The 21,316-nt window shown below is 47.5% G+C and carries 18 protein-coding genes and 2 pseudogenes; 13 read left to right on the forward strand and 7 right to left on the reverse strand.

Annotation, left to right across the window (positions count from 1 at the left end):
• Positions 1-196: 196 nt before the first annotated feature.
• The 3 genes from MJO57_RS05840 to MJO57_RS05850 all read left to right on the forward strand — a co-directional run bounded on the left by MJO57_RS05840 (position 197) and on the right by MJO57_RS05850 (position 2,821).
• Positions 197-778, forward strand: a complete 582-nt coding sequence (locus MJO57_RS05840; protein ID WP_252023688.1) for a hypothetical protein — start codon at positions 197-199, stop codon at positions 776-778.
• 547 nt (positions 779-1,325) lie between these two features.
• A complete protein-coding gene (gene ygeW, locus MJO57_RS05845) occupies positions 1,326-2,516 on the forward strand; it encodes a knotted carbamoyltransferase YgeW (protein WP_252023690.1) in 1,191 nt (396 codons plus the stop codon).
• 83 nt (positions 2,517-2,599) lie between these two features.
• Positions 2,600-2,821, forward strand: a complete 222-nt coding sequence (locus tag MJO57_RS05850) for a hypothetical protein (protein ID WP_252023692.1) — start codon at positions 2,600-2,602, stop codon at positions 2,819-2,821.
• Here MJO57_RS05850 and MJO57_RS05855 read toward each other — a convergent pair.
• Positions 2,788-4,302 carry an IS66 family transposase gene (locus MJO57_RS05855; protein ID WP_252017330.1) on the reverse strand — a complete coding sequence of 505 codons (1,515 nt, stop codon included), beginning with the start codon at positions 4,300-4,302 and terminating at the stop codon, positions 2,788-2,790. The genes MJO57_RS05850 and MJO57_RS05855 overlap by 34 nt on opposite strands.
• On the opposite strand from MJO57_RS05855, the gene MJO57_RS05860 reads away from it, so the two are divergent.
• Both MJO57_RS05860 and MJO57_RS05865 read left to right on the forward strand, forming a co-directional pair.
• Positions 4,301-4,486, forward strand: coding sequence for a hypothetical protein (locus tag MJO57_RS05860; RefSeq protein ID WP_252023693.1), 186 nt, complete (start codon positions 4,301-4,303; stop codon positions 4,484-4,486). The two genes, MJO57_RS05855 and MJO57_RS05860, sit on opposite strands and share 2 nt — an antisense overlap.
• Positions 4,468-4,620: a helix-turn-helix domain-containing protein gene (locus MJO57_RS05865; protein ID WP_252023695.1), complete on the forward strand. Its 153-nt coding sequence runs from the start codon at positions 4,468-4,470 to the stop codon at positions 4,618-4,620. Before MJO57_RS05860 ends, MJO57_RS05865 begins: the two co-directional genes overlap by 19 nt.
• 236 nt (positions 4,621-4,856) lie before the next feature.
• Here the strand turns inward: MJO57_RS05865 and MJO57_RS05870 are convergent, their stop codons facing one another.
• Genes MJO57_RS05870 through MJO57_RS05880 form a run of 3 tightly spaced genes read right to left on the reverse strand, consistent with a single transcriptional unit; the run spans position 4,857 to position 8,061 of the window.
• The gene (locus MJO57_RS05870; protein ID WP_252023697.1) at positions 4,857-5,753 is read right to left on the reverse strand and encodes a hypothetical protein; all 897 of its coding nucleotides are present in this window, start codon (positions 5,751-5,753) and stop codon (positions 4,857-4,859) included.
• Positions 5,750-7,177: an IS4 family transposase gene (locus tag MJO57_RS05875; RefSeq protein WP_252017676.1), complete on the reverse strand. Its 1,428-nt coding sequence runs from the start codon at positions 7,175-7,177 to the stop codon at positions 5,750-5,752. Before MJO57_RS05875 ends, MJO57_RS05870 begins: the two co-directional genes overlap by 4 nt.
• Positions 7,178-7,215: 38 nt before the next feature.
• Entirely contained in the window at positions 7,216-8,061 is an 846-nt protein-coding gene (locus MJO57_RS05880) for a hypothetical protein (RefSeq protein ID WP_252023699.1), read from the reverse strand.
• 194 nt (positions 8,062-8,255) lie between these two features.
• Here MJO57_RS05880 and MJO57_RS05885 point away from each other — a divergent pair.
• Both MJO57_RS05885 and MJO57_RS05890 read left to right on the forward strand, forming a co-directional pair.
• Positions 8,256-9,373 (forward strand): IS3 family transposase gene (locus MJO57_RS05885; protein ID WP_252026963.1). Its coding sequence is split into 2 segments (ribosomal slippage): positions 8,256-8,487 and positions 8,487-9,373, totalling 1,119 coding nucleotides; the frame shifts between segments, so codons are not numbered across the junction.
• Between the two features lie 209 nt (positions 9,374-9,582).
• A complete protein-coding gene (locus MJO57_RS05890) occupies positions 9,583-11,097 on the forward strand; it encodes an IS66 family transposase (RefSeq protein WP_252017330.1) in 1,515 nt (504 codons plus the stop codon).
• On the opposite strand, the gene MJO57_RS05895 is transcribed toward MJO57_RS05890, so the two are convergent.
• Entirely contained in the window at positions 11,064-11,261 is a 198-nt protein-coding gene (locus MJO57_RS05895; protein WP_252023701.1) for a hypothetical protein, read from the reverse strand. The two genes, MJO57_RS05890 and MJO57_RS05895, sit on opposite strands and share 34 nt — an antisense overlap.
• 119 nt (positions 11,262-11,380) lie before the next feature.
• Between MJO57_RS05895 and MJO57_RS05900 the strand changes: the two genes are divergently transcribed.
• From MJO57_RS05900 to MJO57_RS05910, 3 genes are read left to right on the forward strand one after another with little or no spacing between them, the layout of a single operon-like run.
• Positions 11,381-11,938 (forward strand): hypothetical protein, encoded by a 558-nt coding sequence (locus MJO57_RS05900; RefSeq protein ID WP_252023703.1) that lies wholly within the window; start codon positions 11,381-11,383, stop codon positions 11,936-11,938.
• Positions 11,890-12,702 (forward strand): transposase, encoded by an 813-nt coding sequence (locus MJO57_RS05905; protein WP_252023704.1) that lies wholly within the window; start codon positions 11,890-11,892, stop codon positions 12,700-12,702. Before MJO57_RS05900 ends, MJO57_RS05905 begins: the two co-directional genes overlap by 49 nt.
• Positions 12,703-12,729: 27 nt before the next feature.
• On the forward strand, positions 12,730-14,388 hold the full coding sequence (locus MJO57_RS05910) for a transposase (protein ID WP_252017470.1): 1,659 nt from the start codon (positions 12,730-12,732) through the stop codon (positions 14,386-14,388).
• A gap of 1,060 nt (positions 14,389-15,448) precedes the next feature.
• Here MJO57_RS05910 and MJO57_RS05915 read toward each other — a convergent pair.
• Positions 15,449-16,072 (reverse strand): annotated as a pseudogene (locus tag MJO57_RS05915) (transposase); the annotation flags it as partial.
• Positions 16,073-16,684: 612 nt separating this feature from the next.
• Between MJO57_RS05915 and ltrA the strand changes: the two are divergent.
• On the forward strand, positions 16,685-17,947 hold the full coding sequence (gene ltrA / locus MJO57_RS05920) for a group II intron reverse transcriptase/maturase (protein WP_252017357.1): 1,263 nt from the start codon (positions 16,685-16,687) through the stop codon (positions 17,945-17,947).
• 47 nt (positions 17,948-17,994) lie between these two features.
• Here ltrA and MJO57_RS05925 read toward each other — a convergent pair.
• Positions 17,995-18,414: pseudogene (locus MJO57_RS05925) on the reverse strand (IS701 family transposase); the annotation flags it as partial.
• 151 nt (positions 18,415-18,565) lie between these two features.
• On the opposite strand from MJO57_RS05925, the gene MJO57_RS05930 reads away from it, so the two are divergent.
• A complete protein-coding gene (locus MJO57_RS05930) occupies positions 18,566-19,291 on the forward strand; it encodes a transglutaminase-like cysteine peptidase (RefSeq protein ID WP_252023708.1) in 726 nt (241 codons plus the stop codon).
• Entirely contained in the window at positions 19,288-21,237 is a 1,950-nt protein-coding gene (locus tag MJO57_RS05935) for an EAL domain-containing protein (protein ID WP_252023710.1), read from the forward strand. Before MJO57_RS05930 ends, MJO57_RS05935 begins: the two co-directional genes overlap by 4 nt.
• Positions 21,238-21,316 lie beyond the last annotated feature (79 nt).

Here is a 21,316-nt window from a genome sequence, read left to right on the forward strand (position 1 = left end):
CCGATGACATTCTGAAGCTCTGCTATGCTGATCATGCAGTCAGTGCGCAGCTTATTCGATATAACCCACCAGCTGAAGATCAGGCTGAGAAACAGCACTCTTTTACAACAACTTCTAATACGAGTGCTCCATGGCTGTCTAACTACAACATGGTTTAACACAAGGCTTTATAACACAACAAAAGACAGGTAGCTGTATGTCGCTAGAAACAAGAGTTGATATGCTGGAGAAGCAACACCAGTCCCTCTACAACACCATTCATGGTCTGGTAAAAGCGATGGCGGATATCAAACACATTGCACTTAAAAACCAGCATGAAATCATTGGCGTCAAAGTCAACATGTCGGGTATTCAGGCAGAAGTGACCGGCGTTAAGGAAGATGTCTCTGAGCTGGCTCAGGCCACGCTGTCCGGTTTTGAGCGTACCAGTGAGTTAATGAATAACACCCACAAAATTCTCGATGATATCAGCGAACATCTGGACACCATCAATGGTCGGCTGGATGAGACCAATAAACTGGTCGATGGCACTCATGAACGCGTCGATGAAACTTATGAGCGATTAAATGAAACCAATGAACGCCTTGGTGAAAATAACGAACGCCTTGATGAAACCAATGAACGGCTGGATGAAAATAATGAACGACTCGGTAGTACTAATGAATGGCTTGGTGGCATTAACCAGCGCCTTGAGGGTGTGGAAAGCCAGGTTAAAGAGGTTCGAAAAGATATTCTCACCCTTGGGCAGATGATCAAGCACCGTCTACCAGAGAAATAATTGTTATTCAATCTCCTCTGTTGATGTCTTTGGCAGGTGACGTAAGGCCTGCCGTATTCAACTGCGTTGCTGTCACTTTGATTGTCTGCGTACTTCGCAATTATCAAACTGATAGATCAAAACGAACCAATCGCACTGTTGTGGTAAATAAGGGGTACATAAAAAGTTGCTGCAAATCACTTTTTTTCTTTGCCAGACTCACTGCTATTGACCTGTTTTTTAACTGGCTCCCCCAAACCCCACGGTTATCAACGGCTCTGGGCATAATAAGGTTCAGAACAGATCCAACGCCACCCCGGGTTTTCCTTTTCTCACAGCCGCTTCACCAAAGTTGGCACGTAAGTTGGCTATTAAAAGCTACCAGATAACCACCTGACTGATTTACCTGGGTCGCCTCTCAACTGCGCCAGACTCAGTCAAACAATAACCCCAGATCCGAAAGCGCTGTTTCAGTGCGTGCAGTTTTGGCTCGTGCAGTTTTGGCTCGTGCAGTCTTAGTTCGGGCAGCCTTCGCCCAAAGGATCTGATATTCAGAAAAGGAAATACCGTGAGCAATTTCGACCAGTTACTGCAAGATATCAAGGCACTGAACACCAAACTGCATACCAAAGACTTTCTCCTGACCTGGGAACAGTCTACGGATGAATTGAAGCAGGTATTGAAAGTAGCAGAAGGCCTTCGTCTGCTGCGCAACGAAAACATCTCTACCAAAGTTTTCGACAGCGGCCTCGGTGTATCCCTGTTCCGTGATAACTCTACCCGTACCCGTTTCTCCTTCACCTCAGCCTGTAACATGCTGGGTCTGGCCATTCAGGACCTGGACGAAGGAAAGTCCCAGATTGCCCATGGCGAAACCGTTCGTGAAACCGCCAACATGATCTCTTTCTGTGCCGATGTGATCGGTATCCGTGACGACATGTACCTGGGTTACGGTAACCAGTATATGCGTGAAGTGGGTGCCGCCCTGGATTTTGGTAAGGAGCATGGTGTTCTGGCCCAGCGTCCGGGCATGGTTAACCTGCAGTGCGATATCGACCACCCGACCCAGAGCATGGCTGACCTGGCATGGCTGATCGAACACTTTGGCAGCCTGGAAAACCTGAAAGGCAAGAAGATTGCCATGACCTGGGCTTACTCCCCAAGCTACGGCAAGCCGCTCTCTGTTCCACAGGGCATTATCGGCCTGATGACACGCTTTGGTATGGATGTCACCCTGGCTCACCCACAAGGCTATGACCTGATTCCTGAAGTGGTTGAAACAGCTGGTCGTCAGGCGGCAGAAAGTGGCGGCAGTTTCACCCGGGTCAGCACCATGGCTGAAGCCTTCAAGGATGCCGATATTGTCTATCCCAAGTCCTGGGCGCCTTACCACGTCATGGGCCGTCGTACTGACCTGCTGAAAGCAGGCGACCACGCGGGTCTGAAAACGCTGGAACAGGAGTGTCTGGCCCAGAACGCCCTGCACAAAGACTGGCACTGCACCGAAGAAATGATGAAGCATACCCGCAATGGCGAAGCACTTTACATGCACTGCCTGCCAGCAGACATCACCGGCGTTTCCTGTAAAGAGGGTGAAGTAACCGAAGGGGTATTCAACAAATACCTGATCGACACCTACAAAGAAGCGGGCTGGAAGCCTTACATCATCGCTTCCATGATCCTTAACCGCCGCTTTGCCAACCCGGACGTTGTGCTGGAAAACCTGATGAAAAAAGGTGCCCGTCGCGTTGACGCCTGATTTTTCGGGAAACGCTCCCTGACCGCCAAACTGGCAGCAGGGAGCGCTGCCAGACCAGCATTTGTGTTCGGGAGGCACATGCCATGTCAGAATTCAGTTTATCCATAAAACAGGAGCCTAACCGCTTCTTTAACGGTGAATCTTCACCACTGTTCAGTACTGAAGTGGCCAGAATAGCCCGTGAATTCCACCAGCGCATTCCCGGTTATCAACCGACACCACTTCGCTCTCTTGACCAACTGGCTCACCAGCTGGGCCTGAAAAACAGTAACTATTCAGCACTGAGCAAAGGCATATTACAGTAATTCCGAACAGCTCTATGAAGTGATTGATATATGTCCATTCCCTGTTTTCTGGCAGACGACAAATAGCTGCGAATCCGTGCAAACATAGAACCACCGTCTGCACTCCTGAAGCAGCCTGAGATTTTCTGCTTTAACTTGGCCATTCGAACATCCCGCTCACTGCCATTGTTATCGAAGGGAATGGTAAAATCTGACATGAAGCGCAGTGTCTCAGCCTTGAACTCAGTGAGTCGTTTGAAGAGATTGTAAGCTTTAGTATTCTTGACTTTCTTGCGCTTAAGCTCCTCTCGTTGCTTCTCCATATAGACGACTTCTTTCATTAGAGCCCGCTGAAGCAACCGGTCATAAATCTTCTCGATTCGTTCACAGACAACACTTGGCATCTGTAGCATACCTATGGTCTTAAAGCCCTTGCAGTAATGCCAGGAAAGCCTCAGTAGCTTCATCAATCGCAACGCCAGTTGATTGCTGTCCCTATCAACAACACCCAAAAGCTCCCTCAGGTGATGGGCATTGCAAAGTACGTGAGTTGCCGCATATGCAAAATAGGATTTCCAATGATCATGAACCAGAACGCCTGCAAATGTTAGCAGTATGCCCATCGTGTCCATGGCCTCACGACCTCGCTTTTCAGACAAGTAGTAGAGCGTCCATTGTTCATCCCGCATAACGTGTAGCCAGTGCAAAGAGCCCTCGGCCCGCATACCCGTTTCATCGGCTCCGGCAACAGACGATTCCCGCAAGGCGTCACGAATAACCTCTTCAGTAGAAGCCAGATTTTCATAGGTTCTGGCCACAAAATTGGCGACAGTGCCTGCACTTACACTCATTTTATAGAGAGTATTAAAATACTCTGACACGCGCTTAAAAGGCAGGAAATGGTATTGGTTAAGATAGACGGCCATAGCCTGTGTGGCTGAGCCATATTGTGCGGCAGCGGTAACACCTTCCGGGAATTCAGCCTGATTCCGACAACCACAAGTGCAGATTTTTACTTCAGCTCTATGGGCCGTTACTTCAAATTCACCCGGTCTCCCTGGTTCAAACACCTGTCGTTCAATATATTTGACCGGCTCACTATCAAGAAGAGACGCCTGACATTTATTGCATTCTTTAACCGGAAGGTACTCAATATAGTCAGGGATATCGACCTGTTTAAGACAAGTGCCCTGATGCCCTTTCTTTCCACCGGCTTTATTACCAGAAGACTGTCTCAGACTTTTAGGATTGGGTTTTTCATCCGATGGATCGGTACCTTTATCTGCGGAAAGGTCGTCAGAATGATCTGGAGAATTACTGTTTTTACAAGGTTTTTGATAACCATCAGACGATGGCGGCTTGCTGCTGTTTTGACTGTTCTTGCCAACCTTTTCTTCCAATTCTCGACATCGCTCTTCCAGACAGGCAACTCTCATCCGCAGCTCTGCATTCTCTTTCAAGAGAATCTCAGCCGACATAGTTGCGGGTAGTTCTGGAATCATGCTGGCGAATATTGTGGAAAAATGGTGCTTAAGAGGATGGTATAAAAATCAGAAAATTCCAGATTTATGTGGGGGTGCTGAACAGTTACAATCGATGAGTGTGATGTTCATAATAAGGAGGCTCAATCAAGCGTACAAAATCAGGAAGCTTTTAATCTGGAGAGAATGGAAAAGCATCTGGTAAGCCGGGCTCTTCGCTCTTTTTGCAAAAATGAAGGGAAGCAACGTGTAGCAGATGAACTGGGAATAGGCATCGCCACACTGTATCGTAAAATAAAAAAATACGATCTTGAGCATGAAATGAGTGAGCTTTCATAATTAAAATTGACTGAATTTATTCTGTTTTGCATGATTCAATGGCTCAGGACGAACGGAGTTTCGAGTCTCTGAAATGTCGGAATTATTTCGGAACAATTCCTAACGCTTACCTCGGGATAACTCATTTGGGAGGTGAGTGAATATAAAAGCTGCTTTGAATCTTGTTGATTACCCGCAGCTCGCCCGAGGTTACTCAATGCCTTCAGGAACCTACGCATATACAGGGTTGTGTCTATCTAAACAGCCGTCTCTCTAACAGGGGTGGGCTGTGATGCGTACTTCATCTGGGTAAATAGTTCCATATCATTGGCAACACGATCCAGTCGTTGAGACAGAAACCCGGAAAAATCATCCGTTGGCAGTGGAGGAAGTGGTTCTTGTTCAGTAGCCGTGTTGGGGAATGCCTGACTCCACAGCGATGGATTAGACACGAAAATATACAACAGTAACAAAGCCTTTTCGATATCTGATTGACGAGCGGCTTTTTCCAGATTTTCAAACGTGGATTGGTCATGACCGGTGGTACCGGCACTGTCAACCAGCGTTGCCATGGTGTCGGTATTGGTTGTATTCAGGTTCCACAAGGGGAGTGCCGGTGCGGAGGTGACGGAGCGACCGATAACATTCCAGGCGGCGAGCAAAAAATAGCGAGAAATATTTTTCCACCCATGTTGCATGGCAAATGTACCAATATTCAGAACCTCCAGCGCTGGCCGGTAAAAAAGCTTATAGATGAGCCCGACATCCATGAGTCCCACAGATGTCTTGAACAGCGGATCCAGTACTGACTTCCCATCCGGGTGCCTGACTGCTGTTATAAAGTCAGCGAACAGCACGCCAAGGTGGAATAACATAAAGACAGCAGTTAAGGCGGAGTTCACTTGTTTGGTGAAGCCATAACGCGAGCCCAAGCGGGAACCCATTACGCCCTTCATAAAGTCCTCTTCTTCCGCAGTGAGCTCCTGCCCGTCAATAAGCTTGCCAAGGCAGCCAATGACTCGTGACTTCTCCTGCTGGGACATCATCTCGTCGATCACTCCGCGGTTTTCAATAGCCGACAGAGGTATAATAATTTTTGAGCAGACATTATTATAGAACCAATCCCTCTTCTCGTTATCCTGACTCTTGATCACATCTCTCCAGCGCTGAACTGCCGGGCTATCTGCCAGGTTTTTACCCGATCCTGCAATTTCGCCCAGCCTTCCCATACCACTAACCAGCCGGGCTGCCCTGTATGCTTTGAATCACCCCAACCACCAAGCCGAGCAATCGTTTGAAGCAGCCAAGTGACTGTTGGCGGCTTATCGGGCAACGCTTTTTTTTCATAGGTTAGCCAGAGAACCTGCCATTCATCATCACTGACCACCTCATTCGCGAGTGTTTTTTCACTCCAAAGCTTTCTGTCTTTGTGCTGCCTGTCATTCGGTAACATTAATGCTTCACGGATTTGCATTAGTCTGACAGCGACAAACATTAATATGACCGCAAGTCGTTCAATGTTATCCGGAGATTGCAGACGAAGCCTTTCTACTCCTGCTCCCGATTTCCAAGCCTTGTGGAACTCTTCTATTCGCCATCGGAGCTCGTAAAATCGAATGATAGAGCGACAGTCTTCGAATGTTTCAATATCTTCAGTTGTCAATAGTACCCAGTGCAAACGGTCTTCGGAGTCATTGCCAATCTCTTCAGCCGACACAATATTCATAGTTACCGGTTCCGGCCTGCCGCCTGGCCTTTGCGGCGCCTGTATTGTCATCTTCTTTCTTTTGACCTGCAGCGTTGCCTTTCGCTTCTTTCTACCTCCTTTTTGAGGAACCACTATCGTATATTTCCCCAACACTTCAGTCTGAGCTAAGGAATCAAATAATAAGAGTTCGCCATCTACCAGGATTCTGTTTTGTGTAGCTCTTACAACAAACCGCTGTCGGTTATCCAGTTTGTAGTGCATATATTCGTATATATCCGCCTCCCGGTCGCAAACACTGATGATGTCAGGCATTTTACCCCCCATCCTTTGTTCTGTGTTTTCAGAGGCTCTTTGCCACTTAAAGCTTTCCTTTCCCTCGTAAGGTAGCTGACGACGTTGGTTCTTTTTCCCCCGCTGAACGTCCTCTCTAACCCATCGTTCTTGATCAATAAGCCCAATGCTTCGCTCTGTATCCGCATCAACCAAGAAGACAGAGTGGACGTGGAATCCTCTGGTTTTAGAGCCTTCAGGACCTCCAAGATCACCAAGCTCGGATCTGACAGCATGTTTATAACCCAGGGTTGTTGTATCTTCGAGAGCCAGAAGTAGGCGAGACTGTCTCGCTATTTTGGCAGTTGCCTGAAAGCCTGCCTCAGCTATTGCTTCAGGCTTTACGGCCTCATTCTCAATCAGCCGGTAAGCTCCAGTTACCAGTGCGGTATAACCTTCGCATGAAGATGACAAAGAATTACCGGTATGAGCTGAAAGCTCGGCAGCAACTTTGACAAGTCGTTTTGTACGTCGAGTATCGCCCAAATCAGCACATCCAAAAGTTAGTTCTGACCATGGTTTAGGAGAAAGTGGAAGCATGACCTGTTTTATCAGTGAGAAATGATAGAACAAGGTAGCTATTTGTGATCAAGAGACAGCTCGTTATCCGGGGTCGCATCCTTACCTTCAAAAGCAACATTATTCATTGCACGGACGCCAATCAGGGCACCGGCAAAGAATTTGTACACCACCTCCAGCTTACTTTCCCGTGATCCGGACAGTGTATTGAAGTAGGCACGGGCAATAGCAGCAGATTTGAGGTGGTCGGGCTGGCTGGCGATATCTTCCAGATTGACCGTAACAAAGTCGCCTTCAGTGGTGGTTTGGGGGGGAGTATTTGCATTAGGGCTGTGGGCGTCAGTCAACGGTTCTGATTCGTCGGGTTCCGTAGCCTCGATTGGTTGTGTATCTGACGTTTCAGGTTTTTGCAGAAGGGGTTGATAACCCTCGGATCGCAGCATAGCAGCCTCTTCGGTTCCTGGCTGGACACCTGCCGATACAGCGGCTCCATCCGCTTTATCGGATGCCGTGAGCATTAACCGATATGTATTGAGTAGTTCAGCCATTCCCTGGTCAACAAACGTTTCATGTTTTTCCGGAGAACTCAAATTAAAACCCAACCTGAGGGTGCTGAGAAAATAGAGGCTGATTGCCATAGCGGTTGGTAACAGGTTGCCCCACTTCAGGCTGAATTCATCGACCGTATGAGTGGTGAAATAATTTTCGGCAAAGAGCTTGACATCCTGCAAATCTGGGAGATGGCCGTATCTCTCATCCATAAATTCATTGAATCTTTCTGTTTTGACCGCACCAGAGGCATTACGGTCAATAATAAGATTAGCAACAACAAACATATAGATAAAAGGCACTGTGCTCATCAGGAAATCGGTGGATTGATTCAGGACTTTTCTGACCATATCCAATTTACTGAGTTCCTTTTTGGTAGCGGCTTCCATCAATTTCATATTGGATAGAGACTTTGCGTAAAGTGACATTGTGAAGTGGTTTAATGACTTAGGACACCTCGTTAAGCACAATAGTGCAGTTAGTGACGAGGTAGAAAGTGACAAAGCAGCGTAAAAATTATTCTCCGGAATTCAAGCGTAAAGCCATTGCCATGGTAGTGGAGCAGAAGCAGGCTGTAACAGAGGTTGCCAGAAGTCTTGGTATCAATGATGGCAACCTGAGACGCTGGATACGGGAACAGGATGAAAAAAAGGAAATGTCTTTTCCAGGCAAAGGGCAGCAAGCTTTGACGCCTGATCAGCAGCGAATAAAAGAGCTGGAAGCTGAAAACCGCCAGTTGAAAATGGAACAGGAAATATTAAAAAAGGCGACGGCCTTCTTCGCGAAAGACCTGTTGTAAGATTTGCATTTATACAACAGGAGAAGGAGGCCTATCCGGTGCAGGTGCTCTGTAAAGTAATGCAGGTTGGGCGCAGTGGCTTTTATCGCTGGCAGAATCAACAGGAACATCAGAAGGACTCTCTGGCCAAGCAGTTCCGCCTGGATTCTGATGCACAACAAATTTTTATCGACTCCGATCGCTCATATGGCAGCCGGAGAATGGCAAAAGCCCTGCAAGGCAAGGGTTACAATATTGGCCGCTATCAAGCAGCAACACTGATGAAGCGCTTGGGACTGGTTGTGAAGTATGCAAAAAAATTCAAGGTGACGACGAATAGCAAGCATAAGCTTCCGGTAGCAGAAAATCTTCTGAACAGGGAGTTTGCTGTCACAGAGGCAAACAGGGTCTATACGACTGATATCACTTATCTATGGACTCGCGAAGGCTGGCTGTATCTGGCAGTGGTTATGGATCTCTATTCCCGGAAGATAGTAGGCTGGTCAATGGACAAGCGTATGACCACAGAGCTGCCGCTGGAAGCCTTGAGAATGGCGTGGTGGAGTCGTAAGCCTGGTTCGGGAGTGCTTCACCACTCAGATCAGGGAAGCCAGTACGCCTCGCTGGACTATCAGGCTCAGCTCAGGGAATACGGCATGATATGCAGTATGAGTCGTAAGGGAAATTGCTGGGATAATGCGGTAACGGAGCGATTTTTTGGCAGTATGAAACGAGAAAGGACTGACCATTATATTTTCGAAACAAGGGCAGATGTTGAGGCGACAGTTGTTGATTATATTTTGTTCTACAACAACCGCAGACTTCACTCTTATCTTGGTTACATGAGCCCTGTGGACTTTGAACAACAAGAACTCAGGAAAGCGGCTTAATCAGGTGTCCATTTTTACTTGACCACTACAGTAGCTCAAGGCCTGTGGGTGTGATCAATATGAGACTTTCACCCATCCTTAATGAGAGCGTAATCTACCTTCTCCTTCTGACCATTTTTTGTAACTGTTCAGCACCCCCACATAAATCTGGAATTTTCTGATTTTTATACCATCCTCTTAAGCACCATTTTTCCACAATATTCGCCAGCATGATTCCAGAACTACCCGCAACTATGTCGGCTGAGATTCTCTTGAAAGAGAATGCAGAGCTGCGGATGAGAGTTGCCTGTCTGGAAGAGCGATGTCGAGAATTGGAAGAAAAGGTTGGCAAGAACAGTCAAAACAGCAGCAAGCCGCCATCGTCTGATGGTTATCAAAAACCTTGTAAAAACAGTAATTCTCCAGATCATTCTGACGACCTTTCCGCAGATAAAGGTACCGATCCATCGGATGAAAAACCCAATCCTAAAAGTCTGAGACAGTCTTCTGGTAATAAAGCCGGTGGAAAGAAAGGGCATCAGGGCACTTGTCTTAAACAGGTCGATATCCCTGACTATATTGAGTACCTTCCGGTTAAAGAATGCAATAAATGTCAGGCGTCTCTTCTTGATAGTGAGCCGGTCAAATATATTGAACGACAGGTGTTTGAACCAGGGAGACCGGGTGAATTTGAAGTAACGGCCCATAGAGCTGAAGTAAAAATCTGCACTTGTGGTTGTCGGAATCAGGCTGAATTCCCGGAAGGTGTTACCGCTGCCGCACAATATGGCTCAGCCACACAGGCTATGGCCGTCTATCTTAACCAATACCATTTCCTGCCTTTTAAGCGCGTGTCAGAGTATTTTAATACTCTCTATAAAATGAGTGTAAGTGCAGGCACTGTCGCCAATTTTGTGGCCAGAACCTATGAAAATCTGGCTTCTACTGAAGAGGTTATTCGTGACGCCTTGCGGGAATCGTCTGTTGCCGGAGCCGATGAAACGGGTATGCGGGCCGAGGGCTCTTTGCACTGGCTACACGTTATGCGGGATGAACAATGGACGCTCTACTACTTGTCTGAAAAGCGAGGTCGTGAGGCCATGGACACGATGGGCATACTGCTAACATTTGCAGGCGTTCTGGTTCATGATCATTGGAAATCCTATTTTGCATATGCGGCAACTCACGTACTTTGCAATGCCCATCACCTGAGGGAGCTTTTGGGTGTTGTTGATAGGGACAGCAATCAACTGGCGTTGCGATTGATGAAGCTACTGAGGCTTTCCTGGCATTACTGCAAGGGCTTTAAGACCATAGGTATGCTACAGATGCCAAGTGTTGTCTGTGAACGAATCGAGAAGATTTATGACCGGTTGCTTCAGCGGGCTCTAATGAAAGAAGTCGTCTATATGGAGAAGCAACGAGAGGAGCTTAAGCGCAAGAAAGTCAAGAATACTAAAGCTTACAATCTCTTCAAACGACTCACTGAGTTCAAGGCTGAGACACTGCGCTTCATGTCAGATTTTACCATTCCCTTCGATAACAATGGCAGTGAGCGGGATGTTCGAATGGCCAAGTTAAAGCAGAAAATCTCAGGCTGCTTCAGGAGTGCAGACGGTGGTTCTATGTTTGCACGGATTCGCAGCTATTTGTCGTCTGCCAGAAAACAGGGAATGGACATATATCAATCACTTCATAGAGCTGTTCGGAATTACTGTAATATGCCTTTGCTCAGTGCTGAATAGTTACCATTTTTTTTAATAGCTGTGTCAGCCTCAAATTCTGGGCAAACCTCGCTAGGGTTCCATATGTCATAGCCCAGAGCCTCTATGATCGGCAGGATCATGGCCTGCTTTGTGGCTTCTTCCCCACGGCCTTTAACCGCATCGACTCTCTCGACTACCAGCAATTCCCGATGAATTCTGAAGCACTACAGCCAGAAGGGATGCAGACAAGGTAAAAAAATCATATCCGCACAATTCTTCGACTAAAATTGCCTAATAATCAATCGTTGACGTCAGGTCAGTCATGGGTACCGCTATTAAGAAAAATATCAGGCATTTCAGCGCCTCTTACTTGATAAAAACGGTGTCAGAATGCTTCGAAAACATCCCAGATCACCGTCCAAATAAATGCGTTATCCCATTTCCTAACTTCCTGAAATCTGCCTTTGCGATGATGCACCAGAAGTTCGATTCGCTATTAGGATTTGATGAAGAGCGGCTGGATGATATTTGCTGTCATAATCTTGAAAAACTCTATCATGTAAAAGGCGGCAAAGTTCCTTCCGATACTCGAATGAGAGAGGTTATTGATCCGGTTAATCCCATTGGGTTGAAGACGCCGTTTAAAGAACTGTTTTCTGTCGTTCAGCGCAATGGTGCTCTGCAGGGTTATGCATTCAACTGCGGCAAGTTGAAAAATTGTTATCTGCTTCCTATTGATGGCACTGGTCTCTTTTATTCGGGAACCTGCCGCTGTGATGACTGCTGCATTAAAAATGAGGGCAAAAAAACGAAATCTTTTACCACAACATTATGGGGGGCTGTATTGTCCACCCATCCAGAAAAACCGTCATTCCATTAGCGCCCGAAGCGATTTGTCGGCAAGATGGTTTCACAAAGAATGATTGTGAAAAAGCGGCAATAAGGCGTTTTCTGGCTCAGACAAAACACGACCATCCGCGCCTGAAACTGGTGATTCTGCTGGATGGTCTATACGCGGAGAACCCTACCATTGCTATGATCAGAGAGTATGGGTGGAAATTTATCATCGTGGCCAAGGATGGTAACCATGTGTCGCTTATTGAGGCCATGAACACCCTTTATGATGAAGGTCAGGTTCATCATCACAAAATCGTTGATGAGAAGAATAACACGACTCATAAATTTCGCTACGCCAATAACGTTCCCCTCAATCTTCAGGATGAAACTGAGCGGGTTAATGTTCTGGATTACATTGAAATTGACAAAAAAGGAATTCAGCATGTCTGGTGTTGGATAACCGATATTGAATTAACAGATGATACCGTTGAATCAGTAATGCGAGGAGGTCGTTGTAGATGGCGAATTGAAAATGAAACGTTTAATACCCTGAAAAATCAAGGCTATCAACTTGAGCACAATTACGGTCATGGCGAAAAACATCTGGCTAAGAATTTCGCCTACCTCACTTTTCTGGCATTCCTGGTTGATCAGATACAGGAACTGGCTTGTCCAAAATTTCAACAGGCTTTAAATAAGCCAAAGAAGCCTACACGCAAGCGATTATGGAGAAAGATCACCAGTTTCTTTCTCACGTTGATGATTGATAGCTGGGTAATTTCTCAAAAAGTGCTGGAAGCAGGATAATTTCGGTCAGTCGTCTATCCTCTCACCATGGCTTTTCTAGAACACCAGCAGTTACAACCTGAAGATCTACTGAGATTCATCACTCAGCAGCAAGAGCAGATCATTCAGCTCAAAGAGCAGATAGAATTGCTTGAAGCAGAGATTCGTCGTCTAAAAAAACTGCCCGCAAAGCCTGACATCAAACCAAACACCAAACCTCCCGATGATGACACCGGCAGCCCTGATGGAGATCCATCCGCTCCTGAGGGTAACGATGGAGCCAGCCCAGACACCTCGTCAAAGCAGAAGGTTAAGAAGCCCAACGAGAAAACCAGAAAGCAGCGTAAACAGCCCCGAAAGCCATCGGCGGAAAAATCCATACCCATTGCTGCCACTGATGTTCCGGAGGGATCAATCAGGAATGGAACCACCCCTTTTCATGTTCAGGAACTGACAATACAAACATCCAGTATTGAATATCTTTTAGAGCAATGGGTGACACCCGATGGACAAACCATTACGGCCAAACCGCCAGCCAGCCTTCATGGACATCATTACGGGCCAATGCTGCAGGCCTACGTTCTGCACCAGTATCATGGTTGCTCCGTTACCCAGCCAGAACTGCTGGACTGGCTATGGGACATTGGAATCTCTATTTCCAGCGGGGAACTCAGCCAGCTTCTGACGAAAGGACACGAGCAGTTCCATGCTGAGAAAGATGAGCTGTTGACTACAGGTATTCGCTGTTCAAGTTATATCCAGACAGACGACACGGGAACAAGGCATAAGGGGAAGAACGGTTACTGCACCATCATCAATAACGAGTCCTTTGCCTGGTTCGAGAGCACAGACAGCAAAAGCCGGGAAAATTTCGTAAGCCTACTGCACCGCCCATGGTCAACTTACACGTTCACCGACGATGCCTTGATCTATCTGGAAAAACTGGATTACCCCAAAAAGTGGCTACGCGTTCTTAATCCATACAGAGGCGTCACCTTCCTGAGCCATGAAGCCTGGGAAGAATGTATGAAAGACCTGAGACTAACTGGTAGACGGCGCCAGCAGGCCAGTGAAGCCATGATTTATGGCAGCCTGATACAGCATGGAGCAGGACATCTTACCACCTTCAGTGATGGGGCAAGGCAGTTCGACGTTTTCAAACACAGCCAGTGCTGGATACATGCAGAGCGAGGGCTGGCAAAAGTTCATCCGGTCAATGATCAGCAGGCCATGGCTCAGAAATGGCTTCGGACATGGTTCTGGGCCATTTACGATGACCTTAAAGACTTCAAGACAGAGCCAACTGAAAAAAAGGCAATAAAAGTACGACAGGGGTTCCAGGCGCTGATCCAAACCCAAACGTGCAGTGGGCTTCTTCAGGATGCTCTGTCAGGGTTGGCTGTAATCAAGGAAGAGCTATTACTGGTTCTGGATGACCCGAGCTTACCGCTGCACAACAACCTGAGCGAGAGTCAGATACGAGAATATGTTAAACGACGAAAGATCAGTAGTGGGACGCGAAGCGATTTGGGGCGGCAATGTCGCGACACCTTTGCCAGCCTGAAAAAAACGTGTCGCCTGTATGGTCTCTCTTTTTGGGATTATCTGAAAAGCCGACTAATGGGCGATGGGTTATTTCCGAGATTGAGTAACCTGATTGAGGAGGCTTCACGTCATCTTCCGTGTGGTGCTGCCAGCAGTTTTTGAGAAATTACATAGCTGGGACAGTTTGTTTAAAGCGATTGCCCATGGTGCTAAAGCACAGAAGATAGCTTTTGACACATCATGATTTAGCAAGATAGCCAGAACTTTTCAGGGTAGTGATAGTTATTTCCCATAGCAGCGCAAGCTGCGGCCTTTCTACGTTATCAGAAATTATGAATACACCGGTTTTCAGGTTAGGTCCTCTGACGTGTATTCGTCGGGAGTCGTTGCTCGACTACTTTCTTTACTGCAATCTCTAATTTTTCAACGGACATCGTTCTATTCCCAATAGAAAGGCAAACGCAGGCGTTTATAACGGCAATAAGTAAATCATTATTTTTTAAGAAATAACACTTACTGTCTCTGATTGTCGATATGGAAGGAAGATGGAAGTGTTCTTAACAGGGGAAGGAAAATAAAAAGCCCACATCCCTAGATGTAGGCTTCTGTATGGTGGCCCCAGCAGGACTTGAACCTGCGACCAACCGATTCAACTTATCCAATATTTTCATACTGGGCTGGACTATATCATCATCCTCGCAGTGCGATAGGATGCCGGACGCTAGTAGTGTCTTACACAGCAAGATCGTGCTGAACCACTTAGTCTCTGAACCTTCACTTCACGCCTGAAGTGCTTGGCTGCTGATTGGCATGGGATATCTCTATCCTTTAGCTTTCCAGCAATTCATCCGGTTTTTCCATATGCCATTACTGGCACAGGTCACAATTTCTCATGAGTCGGGTGCTCTAACCAACTGAGCTATAGGGCCGAACTTCCAATTTGCACAATATCAATTAGTACATATTTTTAAGGCGACCAACAAGGACGCTTTAAAAATCCATACTATAACAAACAATTTTAGCTGTATTTCTGTCTAATCCTATGTTTATCAGCATGTTAGGCTCGATTCTAATGTAACAAACAACTTCGCACCACATAAGAACCCGGGACCAACGGATTATGAGTCCGCTGCTCTAACCAACTGAGCTATAGGCCCTGAAGGGGTTGGATTATACGCATAGATTTACCCTACCGCCAACCCTGTTATCGCCTTTTTAGGACTTACGCATTGATGACACCGATAAATTTTGGTAGGAGGTGATCCTTCCCCTTTGCAAAACTCTCAATGAAAGCGCCTATTGTCTCTTTAAACAGCCCCCGTTGGTGCTGATAAATATTCGTAAACTCCTGCTCTATCTGCATTTTCTGGAGATAAACAAAAGCTAAAATTGCAGCAAATATATGGTTTCTGACGGGTCGTTCGCTGCGAACCTGAAAGTGCTCAATATGGCAAACCTGCTTGATCGCCCTGTGAAACTGTTCGATCTGCCAGTGCTGGTCATGGATCTGCTTGAAGTCATTGCGTTCAAAAGGGACTTCCTCTGGCAAGTAAACCACGTAGTGGCGACGCTGGTCTTTTAGCATCGTCCTGAACAACCGGATCTTACCGAAGTCTTTGAGCCATACATCCAGACCATTGTCGGGGATGTCGAGGTGTTGAACCTGCTGCCATTTACCTTTTTCCAGTGATACTGTCCTGTTTTTCTCAACGGCAAACATAAACCCAGTCTGATGGTTTTTAATCGTCTTCAGGTTAGTCGTGCAGCTGTACCAGGAGTCACCGGTAACGAACGCTGGCTTCAGCCCCCATACCAGCACTTCAATCAACATTTCACGGAAGTAGTCGTTTTTTGTCTTGGTACGCCCGGCATGGGCATGAACTGATGGGGTGAAAGTCCCCTGTGGGAGAACCTACATCTGACTGGCGGTAAAGACGCCTGCTGATGACAACCACTAGCTTAAGGCAAGTGCAGTCCCGCGAGGGGCTGTGCGGAGGCAGTCTGAGTGCAAAGGTGCGAGCCGACGTACAGAAATCGCATATAAGGCTGAGTCTCTGGGCGAGTGAGCCAAGGATCACAAAGCCCTATGGTTCGTGAGACACGGTAAATGCGGCGGTTGTGCACTGAAAGTTCATGTCCTTATCCGGGGAGATCTGTTCAACATGCGATTGGTAATTCCCAGTTCTCAGCCACTGGTTACAACAGGCTCGGCGAACAGGTCTCATCATCCTGTTCGAGCAAACCCGATGGCAACCAATAGCGCCAGCAGAGGTAACTCCGCGTGGTGATTGGACAGAAGTCAGCAGAGGCCATAGTAGCTGTACGACAGAAGCCATTAACGGATGGGAAGTCGTTAGCGAAGGGCCGAACATCGACGACAAAGAGGAGACTGATTCCCTCAAGGCGATGCAGCCGTCCGGCGACTCACCGTACTTGGCGACAGAATCTTTAACCAGCTTTGAACCATGATCTACTAAATTGCGTACTTGAACCGGCTAATCTGGCAAGTGCATGGAAACAGGTCAAAAGCAACAAGGGTGCTCCGGGTATTGATGGAGTCACTATTGAAGCTTATCCAGACTTTGCCAAACAGCATTGGCCTTCAGTGCGTCAAGCCTTATTGGACGGAACCTACCAGCCATCACCCGTGCGCCGACATGTTATAGAAAAGCCGGACGGCGGTGAGCGTTTGCTGGGAATCCCTACCGTGATGGATAGGGTCATACAGCAGGCCATTGTGCAGGTGCTGACCCCTGTCTTTGATCCGGGTTTCTCTCCAAACAGCTTCGGCTACCGACCGGGACGGTCAGCACACGACGGAGTCCGTCAGGTTAAGCAGTTGATCAACCGGGGGCTTCATTACGCTGTTGACGTTGATCTGAGTAAATTCTTTGATACGGTTAATCACGACGTTTTGATGTCGAGGGTCTCCCGTAAGGTCCGCGACAAACGCCTTCTGAAACTGATTGGTAGCTACCTGCGCTCCGGTGTCATGATTGAGGGCAATGTCTACCCGACCAGGGTTGGCATGCCACAGGGTGGGCCTTTATCACCCTTGCTGTCTAATGTGGTCCTCGACGAACTCGACAAGGAGCTTGAATATCGGGGTCATTGCTTTGCAAGATACTGTGATGATTTTGTGATTCTCGTCAAAAGTCAGCGTGCAGGGGATCGGGTGATGCACAGCATTACCCAATTCATTGAACGCAAATTGAAACTGAAGATTAACTCCCGGAAAAGTAAAGTTGTGAAAGCAACAGAAAGCGAATTCCTGAGTTTCACCTTCACAGGGAAGAAAGTTCGCTGGGCCCAGAAGTGTCTGGACCGATTCAAATACCGGATACTCAAGTTGACCAGTCGTCGCTGGGGTGTCTCAATGCAACATCGGTTACGCAAATTGGCACAATATATCCGGGGTTGGATGGGGTATTTCCGGTTATCGGAATATCACCGACCAATTCCCCTGCTGGATCAATGGATACGTCGGCGAATCCGTTGCTGCTTTCTGAAGCAATGGCGCAAGCCGAAAACCCGTTTTAAGAATCTGGTCAGGTTAGGCGTTGATAAAATTAACGCCGCCAAGATCGCAGCCAGCAGCAAAGGGTATTACCGTCTGAGTAAAACCTATGCGGTACAACAGGCACTGAATAACAGTTACCTCGCGAAAATTGGGCTTGTTTCATTGAAAGACTTATGGATCAGGTTTCACCATCATCGTTGAACCGCCCGGTGCGGACCCGCATGCCGGGTGCTGTGGGGAGGGCTGGAGAAAGACCGGCCCTTACCCGATTCTTCCGATTTGTCGTATATCCTGTAATTCACCGGCATATGGCGCCCGGATACGTCGGTGTAATAAAGGGTGATGAGGTTAACTCCCTTAACCACTCGGTGATGTTTACCCGACCAAAAGTGGCCAACCAGTGCCACGGAGTAGCTATAAGGTTTGTCGAGCACGCTGTCATCAACGCTCAGGGTGCCGCCAATAGGGTTTAAACTTTTGACTGCTTCATCGTACATATCTTTGGGCTGATAGTTTTCACGCTTAAGAAAGCGGTTTGCGCTATCGTGAGAAAAGTCGGTAACCTCGGCCAGTCTTGTGCATGTTGATGATTTTGGCTCACTAATCAAAAAGCCAATGTATTTTGCAAGAGTGCATCGTGCAGTGGTCGGTCGAGTGGTAGTTCTCACTTTCATCCCTGAAGACATCTGTTTTTTGGCATTATCAAATTTTAGAGCCTGTTGTCAATGCGTAAGTCCTACTTTTGACGGTTTTTCCTTACAGTCCCCTCTGATTACTGCCGATTCTATAGAAGATCAGGAATCGGTTGGAATATTCTGGATGCTATCTCAGCTGTTTCACTTTTTTCTATCCAATTGGGGACAGTTGTTCTTTGCCGTTGTTTTCGCCGGCAATCTGGTGGTCGGTAAAGCCCTGGTGGATAGTGCCCGTGAACTCTATGGTATTGCTGCTGTTGAACGACTTACCCATTGGCAAAATCTGATGATCTACAGCAAGAAGCTGCCAGAGCCCCAAAAGCTGGTTGAAGTGAATGACTTCTTTAACCGCATGCGATTTATGAATGATATTGATCACTGGGGGGAAGAGGATTTCTGGGCGACGCCTGTGGAGTTTCTGGCCAGTGGTGCCGGGGATTGTGAAGATTTCTCGATTGCCAAGTATTTTACCCTGCGCGAGCTTGGCGTGTCCGATGAGAAGCTGAGGATAACTTATGTAAAGGCGGTTGAGTTTGATCAGGCCCATATGGTGCTTAGTTATTTTGCCAGTCCGGGTCAGGAACCACTGATTCTGGACAATCTGGTCAGTGAGATTCGTCCCGCCAGCCATCGTCAGGATCTGGTTCCCGTTTATCACTTTAACGGTGATGGACTCTGGCTGTCCCGTCAGCGTGGTGAAGGGGTTCGAAGTGGTCAGTCCAGTAAAATAAAGACCTGGACTGAGTTGCGCAAACGGTTGCAGAAATCAAACCGTCAGGGAAGACTGAATAAAGGGGGGGGGCTGATGGATAGATTTGCCTCCGAAAAACCAACAGGGATGCCACCATGACACTACTGCGTGAACTGGCTCTATACCTTACGCTGCTTTTGATCCTGTTATTTGCCGGGAGCTTTGTACTGACGGTTAATGATGCTCGTCACTATCTTCAGGAGCAGTTGAACTCCCACGCGCAGGATACAGCGACCTCCCTTGGTATTGCGATTGCTTCAGCAGGGACAGGCAACAGTGCCGCAATGGATTCGATGATTGATGCGGTTTTTGACCGGGGGTACTACCGGCAAATTCGTTTTACCGATAGGTCAGGAAAAATACTGGTAAATAATGAGCATCCAATCGCTTTAGAAGGTGTGCCTGACTGGTTTGTGAAACTGATTGACCTCGAAGCGCCGGAAGTCACCAGCGAGATTAACAGTGGCTGGGTGCCAATGGGACAGCTGTTGGTGGCGAGTCATCCGGGTCATGCCTATCGAAGTCTCTGGTCCAAGGTAAGTGGGGATGCGCTGTTATTCAGTTTTGGTTTGATTCTTGCCATGGTCGGATTGAACACGCTGCTGGGTGTGGTTCTCCGGCCGTTAAAAAAAATGGAGCATCAGGCGAACCGTATTTGTGAACGTCATTTTGAGATACAACCCGAGCTGCCAAAAACCAGGGACTTACGCCGGGTGGTTCAGGCCATGAACCGGATGGCAGAAAAGCTGGATAATGCGTTCTCTGAGCAAGTGGCGCTCATAGAAGAGCTGCGTCGAAAGTTGGTCAAGGATCCATTGACCGGATTACTGAATCGAAAGGCCTTCGAGCGTCGGATGAATACTGTGTTGAGTGAGGATATTGGCGAAGCAGGGGGTGGTTTGATCCTGATTCAGGTGAGAGGGCTGGAGATGCTGAACCGTTGTCATGGACAGAAATTTGTTGATGACCTGTTGTTGACCACCAGTTACTGGGTAGGAAAAACCCTGTTGCCCTGGCCAGCAGCTTTTGCTGGCCGTCGTAATGGATCAAGTTTTACGGTGTTTGTTCCCGCCTGCCGTGTCAGTGAAGTCCGTAAGGTTACTGAATTGTTATTCAAGGCCCTGGTGACAATGGAGTTTTTTGCTTCACCAGAAGGCAGCAATAACCTGCACATTGCGGCAGTTACCCACCAGGGACGCTGTTCAACGGCGCTTCTTCTCGACCATGGTGATAAGCAACTGCTTGAACAGGAGATCCGGGTTAAAAATTGTTGGGATGTGACGGATATCAGTGGTGAGTCTGGTTACCCGTACATGGGATGGAGTGACACACATTGGGTCGAAGCGCTGGAAAAAGTGATGTCAGAAGGCCTTATCGAGCTGTATGGTCAGCCCATTATGGGAGCGGATGGTGCAGTCGCTTGTACGGAGATACTGGTACGGATAACCCTGGATGGTGAAGTCGTGTCCGCAGATTCTTTTATGCCCGTTGTTGAGCGCTATGATCTTTATGGCAAGTTTGATCGCGCCGTATTTTTTGCCCTGGCTGATTACATGGATGACCGGGATGACTATCGAACTTACTGTCTGAATATTTCACCTTATTCTCTGCTGGATGATGACTTTTATCACTGGTTGCTGGATGCCCTCAAACTGCGTCAGGATCTGGCCAGACGTCTTATTCTGGAAACGGCCGAACGCTCGCTGATGCTGGTGGGGGAGCGGGTTGCAGAACGGGTGGATAAGCTGGTGGCAACGGGTTGTCAGTTTTCTATTGATCATTTTGGTGTATCCAGTCAGGCACTGACATTTCTGCAGATGATGAATACCCATTACCTGAAAGTGGACGGTAGTTTTACCAGAGACCTGACTGCCAGCTATGAGAATCAACTGTATATAAGAACACTGGCCATGCTGGCTGAATCCCGGGACATTGGTGTTCTGGCCCAGGGCGTTGAAAATAAGGAAGCATGGGAGGCCTTAAAACAGTTGGGTGTTACTGGTGGTCAGGGTTATTATCTGGGGCATCCAGAGCTACTTGTCTGAATGGTTAGGTGATCAATGGGTTTTATGGTTACTTGTGACACCCATCACAGAGACTCGCACAAGCACCATTATTAGAGGA

This window comes from Endozoicomonas sp. SCSIO W0465, assembly GCF_023716865.1.
Lineage (GTDB): Bacteria > Pseudomonadota > Gammaproteobacteria > Pseudomonadales > Endozoicomonadaceae > Endozoicomonas.